At 68.4% G+C, this 16,831-nt stretch carries 11 protein-coding genes; 5 read left to right on the top strand and 6 right to left on the bottom strand.

Going from position 1 to position 16,831, the window contains the following annotated elements:
* The first annotated feature begins 54 nt into the window (after positions 1 to 54).
* The gene (locus F0U60_RS31800) at positions 55 to 2,709 is read left to right on the top strand and encodes an AAA family ATPase (RefSeq protein WP_395805446.1); all 2,655 of its coding nucleotides are present in this window, start codon (positions 55 to 57) and stop codon (positions 2,707 to 2,709) included.
* Between the two features lie 28 nt (positions 2,710 to 2,737).
* On the opposite strand, the gene F0U60_RS31795 is transcribed toward F0U60_RS31800, so the two are convergent.
* Genes F0U60_RS31795 through F0U60_RS31780 form a run of 4 tightly spaced genes read right to left on the bottom strand, consistent with a single transcriptional unit; the run spans position 2,738 to position 9,495 of the window.
* Positions 2,738 to 4,078: a TfuA-like protein gene (locus F0U60_RS31795; RefSeq protein ID WP_395805444.1), complete on the bottom strand. Its 1,341-nt coding sequence runs from the start codon at positions 4,076 to 4,078 to the stop codon at positions 2,738 to 2,740.
* The gene (locus F0U60_RS31790) at positions 4,075 to 5,307 is read right to left on the bottom strand and encodes a YcaO-like family protein (RefSeq protein ID WP_395805442.1); all 1,233 of its coding nucleotides are present in this window, start codon (positions 5,305 to 5,307) and stop codon (positions 4,075 to 4,077) included. The genes F0U60_RS31795 and F0U60_RS31790 overlap by 4 nt, the downstream gene beginning before the upstream one ends.
* A complete protein-coding gene (locus F0U60_RS31785; protein WP_395805440.1) occupies positions 5,307 to 6,077 on the bottom strand; it encodes a hypothetical protein in 771 nt (256 codons plus the stop codon). Before F0U60_RS31785 ends, F0U60_RS31790 begins: the two co-directional genes overlap by 1 nt.
* A gap of 22 nt (positions 6,078 to 6,099) precedes the next feature.
* Complete coding sequence (locus F0U60_RS31780; protein ID WP_395805438.1) at positions 6,100 to 9,495, bottom strand: AAA family ATPase; 3,396 nt, start codon at positions 9,493 to 9,495, stop codon at positions 6,100 to 6,102.
* Between the two features lie 180 nt (positions 9,496 to 9,675).
* Here F0U60_RS31780 and F0U60_RS31775 point away from each other — a divergent pair, with 180 nt between their 5' ends.
* The 3 genes from F0U60_RS31775 (at position 9,676) to F0U60_RS31765 (ending at position 13,851) form a co-directional block, all read left to right on the top strand.
* The gene (locus tag F0U60_RS31775; protein WP_395805436.1) at positions 9,676 to 11,421 is read left to right on the top strand and encodes a sigma-54-dependent transcriptional regulator; all 1,746 of its coding nucleotides are present in this window, start codon (positions 9,676 to 9,678) and stop codon (positions 11,419 to 11,421) included.
* A 108-nt stretch (positions 11,422 to 11,529) separates the two neighbouring features.
* Positions 11,530 to 13,242, top strand: coding sequence for a von Willebrand factor type A domain-containing protein (locus F0U60_RS31770; RefSeq protein ID WP_395805434.1), 1,713 nt, complete (start codon positions 11,530 to 11,532; stop codon positions 13,240 to 13,242).
* Between the two features lie 75 nt (positions 13,243 to 13,317).
* Complete coding sequence (locus F0U60_RS31765) at positions 13,318 to 13,851, top strand: hypothetical protein (protein WP_395805432.1); 534 nt, start codon at positions 13,318 to 13,320, stop codon at positions 13,849 to 13,851.
* Between the two features lies 1 nt (position 13,852).
* Here the strand turns inward: F0U60_RS31765 and F0U60_RS31760 are convergent, their stop codons facing one another.
* Positions 13,853 to 14,233, bottom strand: a complete 381-nt coding sequence (locus F0U60_RS31760; protein ID WP_395805430.1) for a VOC family protein — start codon at positions 14,231 to 14,233, stop codon at positions 13,853 to 13,855.
* A 173-nt stretch (positions 14,234 to 14,406) separates the two neighbouring features.
* The gene (locus tag F0U60_RS31755; RefSeq protein WP_395805428.1) at positions 14,407 to 14,736 is read right to left on the bottom strand and encodes a hypothetical protein; all 330 of its coding nucleotides are present in this window, start codon (positions 14,734 to 14,736) and stop codon (positions 14,407 to 14,409) included.
* 190 nt (positions 14,737 to 14,926) lie between these two features.
* Between F0U60_RS31755 and F0U60_RS31750 the strand changes: the two genes are divergently transcribed.
* Complete coding sequence (locus F0U60_RS31750; RefSeq protein ID WP_395805426.1) at positions 14,927 to 16,033, top strand: DNA alkylation repair protein; 1,107 nt, start codon at positions 14,927 to 14,929, stop codon at positions 16,031 to 16,033.
* Positions 16,034 to 16,831: the final 798 nt, after the last annotated feature.

The raw sequence follows: 16,831 nt of genomic DNA, 5'->3' as shown, positions 1-16,831 counted from the left end.
GTTCTCCGCCGGACACGTTCCTAGCTTGCTGGAGAGCGCGGGAGGAGGCGGACGATGGTCTGTGAGAACTGCCGGGCGAGACCCGCGGTGGTGTTCCTCAAGCAGCGGATGGGGGATGGGCGCGAGAACACCCTGAGCCTGTGCAACCACTGTGCAAGTGCCGTGGCCCGGGGCGAGGGGAACATGCCTTTTGGACTGGAGGGCCTGCTCGCGCAGATGATGGGTTCTCGGCCGAAGCGGGAGAACATCCTCGCTCAGCTGTCGGAGCTGGCGCAGCAGGTGCTGGAGCACTCGGCGCGGCTGACGCTGGAGTGGGGCTACGACCGCATCCGCATTGAGCACCTGCTGCTCGCGCTCATCCAGAAGGTTCCGGAGATCCGCCTGGCGCTCGAGGCGGAGGGCACGGACGTGGAGGAGTACGAGGCTCGGCTGCGCCAGGTGATGGAGCGCCGGGAGCCGCTGCGTGCCGAGGGCGTGGGAATGTCCTCGGGCATGAAGCGTGTGTTGCAGCTCGCGAGGCTCCAGGCCGTGCAGCTGGGGCAGACCTTCATCGGTCCCGAGCACCTGCTGCTCGCCATCATGGCCGAGGGCGAGAGCTTCGCCGCCCAGTTCCTCTCCGACATCGACCCGGACGAGCTGCGCACGCACCTGACGGGGGGCGGTGTCTCTGGGACGGCGGGAGCTGCTCAAGCGGGCCGAGGCGCGGATCGGCTCCCGCCCCACCTCACCCGCTTCACGAGGGACCTGACCGCGCTGGCGAAGGCGGGAGAGCTGGATCCCATCATCGGTCGCGAGAAGGAGATTGAACGGGTCATCCGCATCCTGAGCCGCAAGACGAAGAACAACCCGGTGCTTATTGGCGAGCCGGGCGTGGGCAAGACGGCCATCGCCGAGGGCCTCGCGCAGCGCATCGTCGCGGGCGAGGTGCCGGAGGTGATCAAAGACAAGAAGGTGCTCTCTCTGGACCTGGCGGGCGTCATTGGTGGCTCGAAGTTCCGCGGTGAGTTCGAGGAGCGCTTCAAGGGGCTGATGGATGAGATTCGAACCCTCAAGGGCCAGGTCATCCTCTTCATCGATGAGGTGCACACCATCGTTGGGGCCGGCGCGGGCGAGGGCTCCATGGACGCCGCGAACATGCTCAAGCCAGCCCTGGCGCGCGGCGAGCTCCAGTGTCTGGGCGCCACCACGCTTGACGAGCACCGCAAGCACATTGAGAAGGACTCCGCCCTGGAGCGCCGCTTCCAGCCGGTGATGGTGGCCGAGCCCACGCCGGAGCAGGCCATTGAGATCCTCCGAGGCCTGCGTGACTCGTACGAGGCGCACCACCGGGTCAAGATCGCCGACGCCGCGCTCACCGCCGCGGTGGAGCTGTCCGACAAGTACATCAGCGACCGCTTCCTCCCAGACAAGGCCATCGATCTGCTCGACGAGGCAGCGGCGATGGTGAGGCTGGGGGCGCACACCGAGCCGGGCCGCATGAAGGAGATGGAGGAGCGGCTGGTGAAGAAGGAGAAGGACAAGGAGGCCGCGGTGGCCGGCGAGCGCTATGAGGAAGCCTCGCGGCTCAAGAGAGAGATTGAGGCGCTGCGGACGGAGCTGGAGGGGCTGCGTACGCAGTGGCAGAACGCCAAGGGAGTGACCGAACCCACGGTGATGCCCGAGGCCATCGCCATCGTGGTGAGCGAGTGGACGGGGATTCCGGCGAAGAAGCTGCAGCAGGAGGAGTCGCAGCGGCTGCTGGAGATGGAGCAGGCGCTGCGCCAGCGTGTGGTGGGTCAGGAGGAGGCCCTGCGCGCCATCTCCGAGGCGGTGCGCCGGGCGCGCGCGGGGCTGAAGGATCCAGGGCGGCCCATCGGCTCATTCATCTTCCTGGGGCCCACGGGCGTGGGGAAGACGGAGACGGCGCGCGCGCTCGCCGACTACCTCTTCAACGACCAGAACGCGATGCTCCGCTTCGACATGTCCGAGTACATGGATCGGCACACGGCGAGCCGGCTCATCGGCGCGCCCCCGGGGTACGTGGGCTACGAGGAGGCAGGTCGGCTCACCGAGGCCGTGCGGCGGCGGCCCTACTCGGTGCTCCTGTTCGATGAAATCGAGAAGGCCCACCCAGACGTCTTCAACCTGCTGTTGCAGATACTGGATGACGGGCGGCTGACGGACTCGCGCGGGCGCACGGTGGACTTCAAGAACACCGTCATCATCATGACGTCCAACCTGGGCGCCGAGCAGCTCGGGCTCCGGAAGGGGGCGCTGGGGTTCCAGCGGCTCGAGGACGGCGTGAGCGTGGAGGACGAGCGGGTCGCCTCGACCATCATGGACGCGCTGCGCGGCCACTTCCGGCCCGAGTTCCTCAACCGCATCGACGAAATCATCGTCTTCCACGCGCTCAACCGCGAGCAGCTCAACCGCATCGTGGACTCGATGTTGGAGGCCACCCGGCGCAAGCTGCACGGGCAGAACATCACGCTGGAGGTCCGGGACGCGGCGAAGGACGAGCTGGCGCGGCGCGGGTTTGATCCGAAGTTCGGCGCAAGGCCCCTGCGACGGGTCATCCAACGTGAGCTGGAGACAGAGTTCAGCCGGATGCTGCTGAGAGGGGAGGTGCACGAGGGAGAGCGGCTGCTCGTGGACTTCGTGGACGGGAAGTTCTCCTTCCAGGTGGAAGCCCGGGCCCACGCCGTGGAGGCGCGGGCACCGGTGCACTGAGCCTTTCGAGACTTCCGCCTGTTTCACGTCAGCGGGAGACGGCGTAGCAGCGCTCGCGCAGCACCGCCCGGCGCAGCACGTCCACGTTGGCGAAGCCGTTGTCACGTGCGTACTGCTCCAGGCTTCCAGGCACGGACCGTCCAAGCCGTTGCTCGAAGAACCACCGCCACAGCTCTGCTTCCGTCACTCCGGCATTGGCGAGCAGCGGTTGCTCCAAGCCTCTGGCTGCGAGCACCCGCTCCTTGTCCCGGGCCCGCTCCAACAAGGAGCCGTACTCGCCTGTGGCCCGCAGGTGGTCTGGCAGGTGACGCAGCGCGTCCGTGGCGAAGAGCGTCTCCACCCAACGCACGTGCGATTCGTCCTCGAGGAAGCGCTCCAGGTCTTCGACCCGCTGCGTCTCCCTCCAGCGCGCGAAGTCCTCGGCGGAGAGCAGCCCATGCTCGACGCGGAAGCGCTCGGCGGTCCGCTGAAGCTCCACCTCGTCCACGCTCCGCCCCAGGCGCGAGGCCTGCTCCACCGCCAGTGTCCGGGCGAGCGCCGCGCGATGGGCCCCGGCGAAGCCGCCTCGCAGCCGCAGCTCATCGAGCAGGGCTTCCGGCACCACCTCTCCGCCCTCCGTCCCCCCGAGCGGCAGCCGGCTCGCGCGACGCCGGACTTCCTCCCAGGCATCGGTGTGCTCGAAGTGGTAGCGGACCTGCTTGGGCGCGAGCCCCTCGTCGAGCCGGGCCCTCAGGGTGCGCAGCAGCGCCAGGGCATCCCGGCGCTTCTGGTCCACCCGTCCTTGTGGCAGCCAGGTGCGCAGGGCCTCCAGCTCCCGGGAGGGCACCCCCTCGCGAGCCGCCTGCGTCAGCACCGTGGGCCATGCGCGCTCCATGTAGAAGAGCTGCTTGGCCACCCGCTCCATCACGGTGCGCGTCTTCCTGCCCACCACCCCCGAGCCCTCCGCTGCCTCCAGTGTGGCTCGGACGTTCACCATGGCCTCGGACAGCAGCCGGTAGCCGTCCTCAGCGGAGCCGTGCGCCACGGCCACCTCGTCGTCGTCCTCCAACGCGCCGCTCTGGAAGGACTCGAAGATGGCGCCCACTCCCTCCATGCCGAACGCGGCGAGCTCCGCCGCGCGCAACGCGCCCATGCTCGCGCTGCCGAAGACGTGGATGCCCTCGGACATGGCCCACAGGATTTCCTTGTGCCACACCGCGGGCACGCGCTCGAAGTAGCCATCGATGATGCCGATGGCCACCGGCTGCTCCAGCGTGGCGCGGTACACGTCCCCTTGTGCCGCGGGCGGGAGGAAGATGGCGTCCAGCTCTGCCTTGCCTTCCTCCGCCGACAGCGTAGGGCCGGTGAAGATATAGACGGGGCCGCTCATTCGCGCCGTGCCTCCTGAAGGATGCTCCGGGCCCTGGCTCCCGGGGTGTAGCCGGGGATGTCGTGCAGGGGTTCGAGCCCGGGGATGATCACCCTCACCACGGGGATGCCCAGCTCCCGCTTCGTGAGGTCCACCACCACCACCTGCCGCAGGTCCGCGGAGCGCAGCCGCTCCAACTCCCACGCCAGGTCCTCGTCAAAGGAGTCCCCCTCGAAGGTGGGCACGTCCTGGAAGCGACGGACCGGCGGCTCGGAGCGCATGTGCTCCAGGGCTCGCGCGGTGTGGTCCAGATCCCGGATGCCCTCGTAGCGCTGCTGGGTCGCGTCGTCCCGCGCTCCGGAGATGAGGGTCAGCCGGCTCTGCGCCGCCTCGGTGAGCGCTCGCAGCAGGGCGACGTGCCGCGAGGGGTGGCACCCCATGCCCTGGGTGACGGGCAGGGGCCGCAGTGGATCCGGCACGCGCTCGGCGATGCGGCACAGGAAGGCGGGGATGCCCACGTCCGTCGTCGTCTCCCAGACCGCCACCTCGACGCCCGCACGCTCGTAGCGCGCGAGCATCTCTTGGCAGGCCGGGTCGTCCACCGTCCCCAGGTCCAGCCGCGTTTGACTTCGCGCCCGAGCGTCCCGCATGTGCCAGAGCGTGGTCGCGTCTCGCTCCACCACCTCGCACAGGGCATGGCTCGTCGCCTCCAGCACGTGGTTGCCGGAGGCCAGCCCATTGGAGCTCATCAGGAACGCGCCGCTCCCCGTGGGCAGGGGCAGGGTGAAGCAGGTGTGGACCAGATCGAAGGGCACCCACACCTGCCGGCGCTCCATCAACTCCGCGCCCTCCACCCACAGCAGGCGCAGTCGCTCGTGGAAGAGGCTGGCCGACAGCCGTGGCAGGCCGGTGACGTCCACGAGCGGATGGCTGAAGCGCAGCTCGGCCTGGCTGCCCAGCTTGAGCGACAGGTGGACATTCTCCGCGTGGTAACCCTCCACCGACTCCATCAACCCGGAGGCCTTCGCCGAGGCCAGGTCCAACCCCTTGCCGGGTGACACCGCCAGCGAGCGCGAGTTGGGGCGGTACACCATCACCACCGGGAGGCCCAGCGTGTCCAGCCCGGTGACGTTGGCGATGCGGGTGATGCCCATGACGGGCATCAGCTGGCGGACCCGCTCGAGGGTCTCCTCGGGTGCCAGCAGGCGGTGCGTGCCGGCCCGGAAGTGCTTGGGCGCGCGAGGGCTCATCAGCGCTTGCGGCGGGTGGGCGGTGTCTTCGCCTGGGTGGCGCTCTTGGGGCGGCCCGGCTTTGGCACCTTCTGGGACTGGGAAGTGGGCTTAGGGGCAGGCGAGGGTCTTGGCGAGTAGCTCAATGCGACGCTGTTGAGGTTGAGCAGGAAGCAGGTGACGTTGTCGGCCGGCGCGTGCCCAAGTGAGTCATCGAACGGCTTCTGGACGGGGTTGGGCACGTTGGCCACCACGGCCTCGTTGGCCAGCATGTTCCAGACCTCCTCGGGCAGTCGCTTCCTGTCCTTCTCTGACCAGGTGATGCGTTCGACCTTCGCCTTCGAGTGTTTTTCCTTCTGGCCGAGCCAGATCTCCCCGGGAACTTTGTAGACGCACCCATCGGGGGCATAGACGAGCAGGTCGGACTCCAGGATCTCGAGCTCCGCCGTGACTGACATCGTCGCCTTTCCCTCAAAGAAGGCGGAGAGCTCGACGAAACCCCGCTCCACCCCGCGCAGCACGTTGGGGTTCTTGGAGTTGCTGGAGACCTTCCCGGGAGGCCGGGTTTCCTTATCGGGGAACGTCCCAATGCTCCAGTGCACCTTGTTGGTGACATCCTCGGTCGAGCCATCGCTCATGATGAGCTTCGCGAGGAACGTCGTCTCGAAGTCCTCCATCATGGTGAAGCGGAAGTAGGGTCTGCCGGTGTCCGGATCGACGATGCTCTGGGTGGGGATGAAGGACTGAGGGACGTGGATGTAGAGGTAGGCGGGTTGGGCTTTGTCGGTCATGGTTGCTCTTCGGGGGACTCTGTCAGGTGAAGCCAAGCTCACGGGAGGCAGCAACGGCTCGTGCGAGCCGGTCCTGGAGCGCCTGAGGTTCGGCACGCTCCCAGTCCTCGATTCCCTCGAGCAGGGCGAGCAGAGCCTCCGGGAGCCGTTGCTGCTGCGGCTCGAGCGTCGCGCGCAGGTGGGCGAGCGCTTCGAGGGCGTGGTGTTGCTCCAGGAGCACCGCGGCCAGTGGCCAGTGCGCCATCCATTGGAAGGGGTAGACGAGGGAGAGCGGTTGCCACAGCTGCAGGGCCTGTCGCGCTGACTGCTCGGCTACGTCGGCTCTGCCCTCGCGCCAGGCCACCCAGGCGAGGTTGGCCTGGGCCACGCCGATGTAGTCCTCCATCCGGGCCGCCGTCGCCACCGCGAGCCCGCGCTCGGCCCGGTGCCGCGTCTCGTCCAGCCGGCAGCGCAGGCGGCTGGTCATGGTCAGATACGACAGGCAGCGCGACTGCAACGTCACGTCCCCCACGCGCCCGGCCTCATCCAGCGCGGCGATCATCAATGCCTCGGACTCGTCCAACTCGCCATGCAGCAACAGCGCCGTGGCCAGGACGAAGCGCGCCATCGACACCTCGCCGTCCACGCCCGACTCCTGGCTGGCCCGCATGAAGGCGCGCCCGTGGGCCACCGTCTGGGCGGAGACCCGGTAGCGCTCGCTGCGAAACCCCATCTGCACGAGCGACTGGAAGAAGCGCGCCCGCTGCAGCGGTACGCCGCGTGCCTCGACGATGGGGCGCACCCGCTCCACCAGCTCCGTCATCTCCCGCACCCGCGCCTGCCAGTAGTACGTGGTGATGCGCTCGTTCTGGATCTGGAACCACTCCTGCCATACGTCCTCGGGGAGCTCGCCCGGGCCAGCATCCAATGCCGCCTCCGCCGCCGCGTAGGCGCGCAGGGCTTCGTCGTGCTGATGGTGCGTTTCCCATGACTTGCCCGCGCGGCGGTGAATGCTCGCCCGGCGCACGCGCTCATGATGCGCGAGCCGTGCCAGGGCTTGTGCATAGGCCTCGCGGGCCTCGGCCTGCCGTCCCGTGAGGGCGCGTACGTCGCCGAGGCTCTCGTACACCCGATCCAGTGCGAGCGGCTCCGCGTCCTGGGAGGACGCATCCGCGTCCCGCTGGAACGCGGCCTGGCGGAGCGCGGCCTCGTAGAAGGCAATGGCCTCGTCATTTGCGTAGGCAGCTCGGGCCTGGTCTCCGGCGAGCGCGAAGAAGCGGCTGGCGCGGCCAGGGACGCCGGCCTGGGACCAGTGGTGGGCGAGCGTGGCCGCGTGGCGTGGGAGCTCGGAGTCATGGCGGTGCTCCACGGCCTCTGCGGCCCGGTGGTGCAGGGCACCGCGCCGGGCGGCGGGAATTCGTCCGTAAGCCACCTCGCGCAGCTTGTCGTGGACGAAGCGCAACCGCCCCTCGCCGGCCTCCTCCAACACCTGGCGCAGGCGCAGCTCCTCGAGCGCCTCCAGCGTCGCCTCGTCCCCCAGGGCGGCGGCTTCCGACAGCAGCTCTCCGTCGAACTCGCGGCCCAGCACCGCGGCGAGCTGCACCAGCGCGCGCCCGTCCTCTCCGAGCTCCGCCAGCCTCCGCTCGATGAGCTCGGCGATGGAGTGGGGCAGGGGGAGCACCAGGGCTCCTGTCTGGTCTCCGGGCACACCCAGCCGCCACTCGCCCGTGGTGGAGCGGGAGAGCAGTCCCTCGCCGATGGCTGTGCGCAGGTACTCGGCGATGAAGAAGGGATTGCCGCTGGCGTGGGTGACGAGCGTGTCGAGGAAGGTATCGGGTGCCTCGCGCAGGGCGAGCATCCCGCGCACCATGTCCCGGAGGCTGGCGGCCTCCAGCCTCTCCAGCTCGAGGCCCACCCCACCGGGGGCCTGGACGAGGCGCCTCAACGCGCCGCCCGCCTCGTCCATCCGGTAGGTGCCCACGACGAGCACTCCGTGCGTCCGGAGGTGCTCCGGCGTCAACTCCTGGAGGAAGCTCAGGGACAGCTCGTCGGCCCATTGCAGATCATCCAGGACGAGCAGGAGCGGTTGCACTCGGGCGAGGGCGAGCAGGGTGTCGCGCAGGCTCGTGAGGACACGGGCACGCGCCTGCCCCGGCGGGAGCGCGGGAGGCTCCGGTCGCGCGTCCTGTCCGGGGAGCTGCGCCAGGGTGGGCTCGTACGCCGCGAGCACCTTGCCTCGGGGGCCCAGGAGCCGCTCCGTCTCCTCGATGCCATGCTCGCGGCACCGGTCCGCCACGGCGAGCAGCAGCGGGCGCAACGGGTGGAGTGGGGCCGCGCGCACCTCCGCACCACCCCCGACGCTCAGCGGGACGCACTCGCCCGTCACCACCGCGAGCCGGCGGTATGTGGCCTCCGTGGCCAGCTCCATGGCCAGGCGCGTCTTCCCTACGCCGCTCTCCCCTCCGATGAAGACGCACCCACCTTGTCCCCAGGAGGTCTCCTCCAGCGCCTGGGCGAGCCGTCCCAGCACCTCCCCGCGTCCGGAGAAGTCCGGCCGGTAGAGGTAGGGCGCGGGGCGGGGGACATCGGGCTCATCGGCTTCAGCCCCGAGCGCGGTGAGGGCCGCCGCCACGTCCTCGGCATAGCCCAGCCGCTCCTGGGGCCGCTTCGCCAGCAGCCGTGACACGAGCACGTCCAGCTCCGGGGGAAGTCCCTCCACCTCGCGCGAGGGCGGAAGGGGCTGCCGACGCAGGTGCTGATGGAGCACGCCGCCCGCGCTCCGGCTCGCGATGAAGGGGGGGTGGCCCGTCACGGCTTCGTAAAGAATGCACCCGAGTGCGTAGAGATCCACCCGGGCGTCCACGAAGTCTCCGCGGATCTGCTCGGGAGCCATGTACGCCTCGCTGCCCACGACACTGCCCCCCACCTGCAGCACCTCGCGGGCGCCGCCGGATTGCGCCGCGATGCCAAAGTCCACCAGCACCGGCCCTCCGTCCGGGCGGATGAAGACGTTCTCTGGCTTCAGGTCTCGGTGGACGATCCCGTTGCCGTGCAGGAAGGCCAGGGGCGCGCACAGCCGGCGCAGCAGGGTGAGCGTGTCCGTGAGAGGCGGGCGCGCGTCGATGAAGCCGCGCAGCGTCTGGCCACTCAGCAGCTCCATGGCGTACCAGGGCAGCCCGTCCCACACTCCCTCGGCGACGATGCGCACGACGCCCGGGTGGTGGAGCCGGCGCAGCGAGTGGATCTCCCGCCGGATGCTGGCCAGCATGGCGCCCGAGGCCACGCGCACCGTCTTGAGCGCTACGGCCTCACCGGTGTCGCGGTGCTCGCCCCGGTACACCACACCCATGCCTCCCTGGCCGAGCACGCCGAGGACGCGGTAGGGGCCCAGGCTCGGGGGGTGTGCCTGGGGAAGAGGCGTCTGCACCTGCTGCATCATGGGGAGCGCAGCATACGGCGCTCCGGTGCATGCGTCCGGCCGGGACGCACCTGCGTCCTCGGCGAGGTGGGGCTCCTCGTGGTGGGCACACCGGGAATGGAATCTTGAAGGCGGGGGAGAGTGCTCAAGACACCAACACCCGCTTCTTTCGCTACACTCGTGCGTACTGAGGACGATGCGATGCACGAGAAGTTGTCGACGCTGGTGACTGCGCTGCGAAGGGCGGGGCACTTCGACGAGGCCGCGACTCTCGCCTTGAGAGGAATGTTGGACGTGGCGGAGGAGGCGGTGGCGTCCAGCCGCTACGCAAACCGGGCCCGGGTGCTGCGAGGCATGGTGCACTTGCGGCCCGGGGACGCCTACCGCCGCCTGGTGTCACTGGAGCGTGGGGCCGAGCGCGCGCGGCCCGCCGGGCTGGGGGAGGGAGGGCTGGAGGAAGGAGCGGCGCTGCTGACATCAGCCACCGCGTGGCGCTCGGTGGTGCGTCACCGTTGTGGCGTGTCCATCGACGTCAACCTCGGCTCGCTGGAGCCACATGCCGAGGGAGCGGAGGTGGAAGGGGACGCGGCGCTCGCCGAGGGCGGAGGTTTCAGCAGCAATGAGAGCCGCCAGCGCTTCCTGGTGCGGCAGGCCTCCCACGTCTGCGTGCTGCCGCTGCGTGCTCCAGGCGGAGAGGTGGAGGGGATGATCTCCCTGGAGGCGGACTGCCCAGCGGCGGTGGGGCGGGAGTTCGTCTGGAGGGAGTGGAACGAGACGTTGCAGCTCGTGGCGGACGTGGCGGCGCCGTACCTGCTGGCGCTGCCCACGCGTCCGGCGGCTGCCGCGGAGGTGGACGAGTTCCTTCCGGTTGTGGGCACCGCGATGGCGGGGTTGCTGCCCATCCTGCGCGTCTTCGCCCAGCAGGAGGAGACACTGTTGGTGAGCGGAGCCACGGGAGCGGGCAAGTCGCGGCTGGCACGCTGGTGCCACCAGCGCTCCGATCGCAGCAAGGGCCCCTTCGAGGTGCTGGACCTGGTGACGGTGCCCGAGGATCTGCAGATGGCCGAGCTCTTCGGCTGGAAGAAGGGCGCCTTCACGGGGTCGGTGCGAGACAACGTGGGCAGCGTGGCGCGCGCGGAAGGGGGCTCGCTCTTCATCGACGAGATCGACAAGCTGTCGCTCAAGGCGCAAGCGGGGCTGCTGCACCTGCTGGAGGAGCGGAGCTACCGGCCGTTGGGAGAGGGCACGGGGGAGAAGCGCGCGGATGTGCGTTTCATCATCGGCACCAACGCGAACCTGCTGGAGGCGGTGCGGGCGGGGCGCTTCCGGGAGGACCTCTACTACCGCGTCAACGTGTTGCCCATTCGCATGCCGCCGCTGGATGAGCGCCGAGACGAGATTCCCCTCTGGGCGCGTTACATGGTGAACCGGCGGCACCGCGAGCGTGTGCCCTCGGGCTCGGTGCGGCTGACGGAAGGAGCGGAGTGGTTGCTGTCGGGCTGCTCCTGGCCGGGCAACCTGCGGCAGCTCGACAACATCGTCCGGCGGGCCTACACGCTGGCGATGGTGGGCCAGGGCGGCTCCGGCGAGGTGGTGCTCGAGGAGCGGCATGTGACCCAGGCGCTCTCGTACGACGGGCCGCCCGGCGCCAAACCCCTGTCGGAGGCACTGCGGGTGGCGGCCCAGGCCTTCGTGCAGGAGGCGCAGCGGCGCGAGGGCTCCATCGACCTGGACCTGGCGGATGCCTTCCGGGGTTTCGTGCTGGGGACCGCGGTGCGTCAGCTCGGCCGGGACGAAGCCTTCCGCGTGCTCGGCCGGGAGAACCTGGTGCGCAACCGCAACCACCACAAGGCCTTCAAGCGCGAGGTGGAGAAGGTGGACACGCTGTTCAAGGCCCTGGGTGAGGCAGGATCGCCCTTCGCGGATCTGCTGGCCTCGGAGGAGTAGCGGGCCATTGTTTGTGCCATCCACCTGTTGACCGACCCTCCGCCGGATGACGTACATCCGCCGGATGACGGACGCGAGAGCCCCGAAGGACGTGCGATTCCCGTTCGCATGAAACGATTCGCGGGCCTCTCGAAGCTCACCCTTATCTCCCTGGGCGTCCTGGCCGCTCTCGGCGCCGTCCTCACTGTCTTCGGACCCAACCTCCGCAGGCTCTTCGGCGCCAGCGCCGCTTCGCTCGCCAGCGATGAGGACGAGATGGCCATGCGCTTCTCACAGGACTCTCGGCTGCAGCGCAAGTCGCTGGCGACTTTCGGGGACTCCGAGGATTCGGCCCCTGCGCTGGAGATGGCTCCAGCGCCCAGGGCAGCCCCGCCGTCTCCGCCCCGCGCCGCCGCTGTGGCGAGCCGGACGCAGGTCGTGCAGGCCGAGCGTGTCGAGCCCGTCACCACCGGCAACACCCACGCCGCCGAGCGCCCCAACCCCTTCACCCTCACCACCGAGGACCGCTTCTCCACCTTCGCGGTGGACGTGGACACTGCCTCCTACGCGCTCTTCCGCCGCTATGTCTCTGAGGGTGGCATGCCCCCGCGCGAGTCCATCCGCGTGGAGGAGTGGGTGAACTACTTCCGCTATCGCTACCCCTCGCCCGAGCAGGGGGACTTCCGAGTGGACCTCGAGGGCGCGCCCTCTCCCTTCACCCCCGGACGCCACCTCGTGAAGGTGGGCCTGCAGGGCCGCACCATCGCCAAAAGCCAGCGCAAGCCCACGCACCTCGTCTTCCTCGTGGACACCAGTGGCTCCATGGCCAGCCCGGACAAGCTGCCGCTCGCCCAGAAGGCCATGAAGCTGATGGTGGACGGCCTCAATGAGTCGGACACCGTGGCGCTCGTCACCTACGCCGGCAGCGTGCGCGACGTGCTGCCTCCCACCCCCGCCTCCGAGCGCGAGAAGCTCTTCCTCGCTATCGACTCACTCACCTCGGGCGGCGGTACCGCCATGGGCGACGGGCTGGAGCTTGCCTACCGCCACGCCGCGAAGAAGGCCGGTTCCAAGAACGTTGCCCGCGTCATCGTCCTCACCGACGGCGACACCAACCTCGGCCGCAACCTCTCCGCCGACTCCATGCTCGAGAGCGTGCAGGGCTTCGTGAAGGAGGGCGTCACCCTGTCCACCATTGGCCTGGGCATGGGCAACTACCGCGATGATCTGATGGAGCGGCTGGCCAACAAGGGCAACGGCAACTGCTTCTACATCGACAGCGAGCGCGAGGCCCGCCGCGTCTTCCAGGAGCGGCTCGCCGGCACGCTGGAGGTCATCGCCCAGGACGTGAAGGTTCAGGTGGAGTTCGACCCGGAGGCCGTGCGCGGCTACCGGCTGCTGGGTTACGAGAACCGCGCCATTGCCGACCGCGACTTCCGCAATGACAAGGTGGACGCGGGGGAGATTGGTGCGGGCCATACCGTCACCGCGCTCTACGAGGTGGAGCTCTCCGGCGAGGGCTCACGCGTGGCCACGGTGCGCGTGCGCGCGAAGAAGCCCGGTGGGGTCGAGGCCGCCGAGCAGTCTTTCCCCCTGGAGCGTGAACAGCTCCACGCCAGGCTGAGTCAGGCCTCCGCCAACCTGCGCTTCGCCGCCGCTGTGGCTGGCACCGCGGACATTCTCCGAGGTGCGCCTCAGGCGGGCGACTGGAGCCTGGCCACCGCCGAGTCGCTCGCCGAGGGCGCCGTGGACGGCATGAGTGACCGTGCGGAGTTCCTCGGCTTGCTGCGGCGGGTTCGCGAGCGTCACGCCACGTCCGTCGCCGGCGGAATCCCGGATTAGGGAAAGGCTGCCATGCCGCGACCCACCTCAACTCCGGCCTCCATCGTGAGCCAGAGTGGGGCCTATACTGACCGTATGGGTCCGCCGACTTCGAGCCTCGTAGACGATTCGCTCTGGCCGCTGGTGCGGGTGACGCTCCCGCGCGTGATGACGAATGAGCAACAGAAGGAGTTGCTGGAGCGCATCCTGTTCTATCTGCGGCGGGAGGAGCGGTTCGTCACCCTGGTGGACGCGCGCCAGCTCTGGTCGGTGAGCGCCGAGCTGCGCGAGCAGCAGTGGCGCTTCCTGCGACAGCACGACGTCCTGATACGTCAGGGGTCGATGGGGATCGTGGTCCTCATCAACTCGCCAGCCGTGGCGCTGATGATCCGGGTGCTCGTCCACCGCATCCAGCCCAAGGTGGTGCCATACTCCATCCAGGCCTCGTGGCCGGCGGCGGTGTCGTGGGTGGCGGAGCGGCTGGATGGGAACGGTCTGCGCGAGCACGCCAGGCGGGTACGGCAAAGCCTTGGCTCATCTCCCGATGGAAGAACGTGGGCAGAGCCCCTCGGAGTGCAGCAGGGGGTCGGGACTGGGCGACTGCCTCCGGAGCGCAGACCGAAGTGCTAGGTCACCAGCCGCCGTAGGGGACGGTGATGGCCTCCATGTAGTGTCCCGACGGATCCTGGAAGTAGACCCCGCGGCCCCCGTCATGGGTGTTGATCTCCCCGGGGCGGTGGCCGCGCGGGTCGGCCCAGTGCTGAATCCCTCGGTCTCGAATCTTGGCGATCAGCGAGTCGAACACGTCGTCCGACACGAGGAACGCATAGTGCTGGCCGGGGAAGTCGGCGTCGGATTCGATGTAGTCGAGCGACACCCCGTCATCCAGCTTGACGACCAGGAAGTGCCCGAAGGGCTGCGGCTCAGGGCGCCCGAGGAGCTCGGCGAGGAACTTCGCGGAGCGCACCTTGTCCTTCGCGGCGATGATGGTGTGGTTGAAACGAACGGTCATGGATGGGTCCTTGGTAGAGCGTCACGTGATGCTTACCCCGAGCCCAGCACGTTCACGGGTGACCTGGAGCGCTCCGGCGCCGTGCTTTCGTTCAAGGCTCAACACCCGAGCGCATGCCGGTACAGGTCCTGGGGCTCGCACCGGAGGACGTGTTCGAGCGCCTGAAGTGAGGCCTACCCGTCCGAGCGGGCCTCCACGAGGAGCAGGGGCTCCATCTCCACGAACCGCTGCCAGAAGGCGGCGGCCTCTTTGTCCGGGTTGGGGCGCGCCCTCACGGGCACCCACTGGAAGGAGGAGAAGCCCGCCTCACGGAATGCCCACTCATAGGATTCTGGTGCCAGATAGGCATTGGTGAGCTGGAAGCTTGTCCCGTCCGGGTTGAAGAAGGTGAGGGTGATGAGGTCCCCCTCTTTGCGCGGAGAGGGGACCTGCTTGGTGAGGCCGTAGGGGCGGTAGCTCTCGTAGTGCTTCGGGTCACTGCGCGGGTTATCGGCGATCCCCACGAAGCGCCCGCCCGGCACGAGGTTGCGGCGGATGGCTCGGCAGAAGTCCAGGAGCTGCTCGCGAGTCCGCGCCTGATTGCGCTCCCCGCCGCTTCATCTGCCGGCTGTACTCAGTTCCAAGGCTCCGGTTTTCGCTAGGAAAGAGCACCGTCCTGGTGGCGCCTGTTGGGACACGGTAGATCGCCCCGAAATGGCTGAATCCCTCAAGACCTTCTTCGACCCGATCCTCGTGCGGCGCATCGCCACCCAGCTGCGTGCTGTCCACTCCGAGTTCCCCGAGCGTCGCTTCGTTGCCGAGGCCTCCGAAGGGCTGGACGCCCTTGAGCTGATGGACCGCGCACGCCACATCATGCGCGCCATGCACCGCGCGCTCCCCAAGGACTTCGAGCACGCGGCGCGCATCCTCCAGGACTCGCTCGGGCCGACGATGGAGCGCACCGAGGGCCACGGCATGTCCGTGTTCCTCTATCTGCCCCACGTGCTCTACGTGGCCGAGCACGGGCTGGCGCACTTCGAGCCGGCCATGCGGCTGCAGCACGCGCTCACCCAGCGCTTCACCGCCGAGTTCTGCATCCGCCCCTACCTCGAGCGCTACCCGCGAGAGACGCTCGCGCGCCTGCGCGAGTGGGCGGGCGATGCGAACGTGCATGTGCGGCGCCTCGTCTCTGAGGGGACCCGACCCCGGTTGCCCTGGGCGCCCCGGCTCCGCGCCTTCCAGGAGGATCCCCAGCCGGTGCTCGAGTTGCTGGAGCTGCTCAAGGATGATCCCGAGCTCTACGTGCGCCGCTCGGTGGCCAACAACCTCAATGACATCGGCAAGGATCACCCCGTGCTGCTCGTGGACACCTGCGAGCGTTGGAGCAAGGGCGCCTCGCCCGAGCGTCAGTGGATCATCCGCCACGCCTTGCGCTCCGCGGTGAAGCGAGGAGATCCCCGCGCCCTGGCCCTGATGGGCTTTGAAGGACCGGCCGCGCTCGAGGTCACCGCCACGTTTCATCCGAGCCGCGTGCGCCTGGGTCAGTCCGTGCAGGTACGGCTCCAGGTGACCAACACATCCCGAGAGCGCCAGAAGGCCCTGGTGGACCTGGCCGTGCACTTCGTAAAGGCCAACGGTGCCTCCCGCCCCAAGGTCTTCAAGGTGAGCACGGTAGACCTGGTGCCCGGTGCCTCCAGCACGTTGGAAAAGACGGTGTCCCTCGCGGCCCTTACCACGCGCCAGCACTACCCGGGCGCCCACCGCGTCGATGCGCTCGTCAACGGCGCGGCCATCCCCGTGGGCGCCTTCGACGTGTCCTGATGCAACTTCCTGCGTCACCGCAGATGTCGATGCTGAAGGAACCCGCCTCGGCCAGTGGCGCAATGCCGTAGAGACCCTCGCCGGCAGCGATAACGGACCGTGCGTTGGAATGGAGTCGGATTCATCGCGCAGGACAGGACGTTGATGCACCAAGGACCTGTCCGCGAAGGCTCCCTCAGCTCTCCTCTCCTGTGCCTGCGAGCCGCTCGAGATGGTGGTTCGGGTGTTTTTTTATTCCTTGCGGCAATGTCGCCGGAAATCTTCAGACGGAAGTGGGATGGGCCGTGACAGAAGCATGGGGGGTTATTGATGCCTCGAAAGTTTGGCAAACAACATGAGAAAGAAGTGGTAGATCGGTCTAAGTGGGGAGTTGAGTGACCCACTGGGCGGGGACTGAATTTCATAAATTTCAGACGGAAAGAAAATTCCATGCGGATTGTGTTGGTGTTTGGGCTCGCCACGAGCGTGTGGATGGGCTGCGGGAAGATCCAGGATGTTCCTATGGGCAGTGCGGAACAGGAAGTCCTTACGGAGCATCGCCCGCTGGTGGCAGGGAAGGCGGTGAAGCAGGTGGGGGAGGACTGCACGGATGCTGGAGCCAGTGTGTGTCTATCTGGAGTTTGTCTTCATGTGAAGCCAGGCCGGAAGGAGGGGTACGTCTGCAGTCGTGCTTGTCAAGGTGACAAGGAGTGCCCGAGCAACTGGAGGTGTGCCCAGGTCTACCCGACACCTGACGGTCGAATGTGTGTTCCTGCTGCCTTGGGTTCTAGCGAAAGCCTCCAGGTGCAGTGAGCCCCT

Origin of the sequence: Archangium minus, from assembly GCF_044360475.1 — a bacterium.
GTDB lineage: Bacteria > Myxococcota > Myxococcia > Myxococcales > Myxococcaceae > Archangium > Archangium minus.
Note: the sequence above shows the minus strand (reverse complement) of the source record. Positions and strands in the feature narration are given on the sequence as shown.

What these genes read in the sequence shown, in the direction of transcription:
- F0U60_RS31765 (WP_395805432.1), top strand. Translation starts at nt 13,318, where the DNA reads ATGGGTCCGCCGACTTCGAGCCTCGTAGACGATTCGCTCTGGCCGCTG.
- F0U60_RS31780 (WP_395805438.1), bottom strand. Translation starts at nt 9,495, where the DNA reads ATGATGCAGCAGGTGCAGACGCCTCTTCCCCAGGCACACCCCCCGAGC.
- F0U60_RS31795 (WP_395805444.1), bottom strand. Translation starts at nt 4,078, where the DNA reads ATGAGCGGCCCCGTCTATATCTTCACCGGCCCTACGCTGTCGGCGGAG.
- F0U60_RS31790 (WP_395805442.1), bottom strand. Translation starts at nt 5,307, where the DNA reads ATGAGCCCTCGCGCGCCCAAGCACTTCCGGGCCGGCACGCACCGCCTG.
- F0U60_RS31770 (WP_395805434.1), top strand. Translation starts at nt 11,530, where the DNA reads ATGAAACGATTCGCGGGCCTCTCGAAGCTCACCCTTATCTCCCTGGGC.
- F0U60_RS31760 (WP_395805430.1), bottom strand. Translation starts at nt 14,233, where the DNA reads ATGACCGTTCGTTTCAACCACACCATCATCGCCGCGAAGGACAAGGTG.
- F0U60_RS31750 (WP_395805426.1), top strand. Translation starts at nt 14,927, where the DNA reads ATGGCTGAATCCCTCAAGACCTTCTTCGACCCGATCCTCGTGCGGCGC.
- F0U60_RS31785 (WP_395805440.1), bottom strand. Translation starts at nt 6,077, where the DNA reads ATGACCGACAAAGCCCAACCCGCCTACCTCTACATCCACGTCCCTCAG.
- F0U60_RS31775 (WP_395805436.1), top strand. Translation starts at nt 9,676, where the DNA reads ATGCACGAGAAGTTGTCGACGCTGGTGACTGCGCTGCGAAGGGCGGGG.
- F0U60_RS31800 (WP_395805446.1), top strand. Translation starts at nt 55, where the DNA reads ATGGTCTGTGAGAACTGCCGGGCGAGACCCGCGGTGGTGTTCCTCAAG.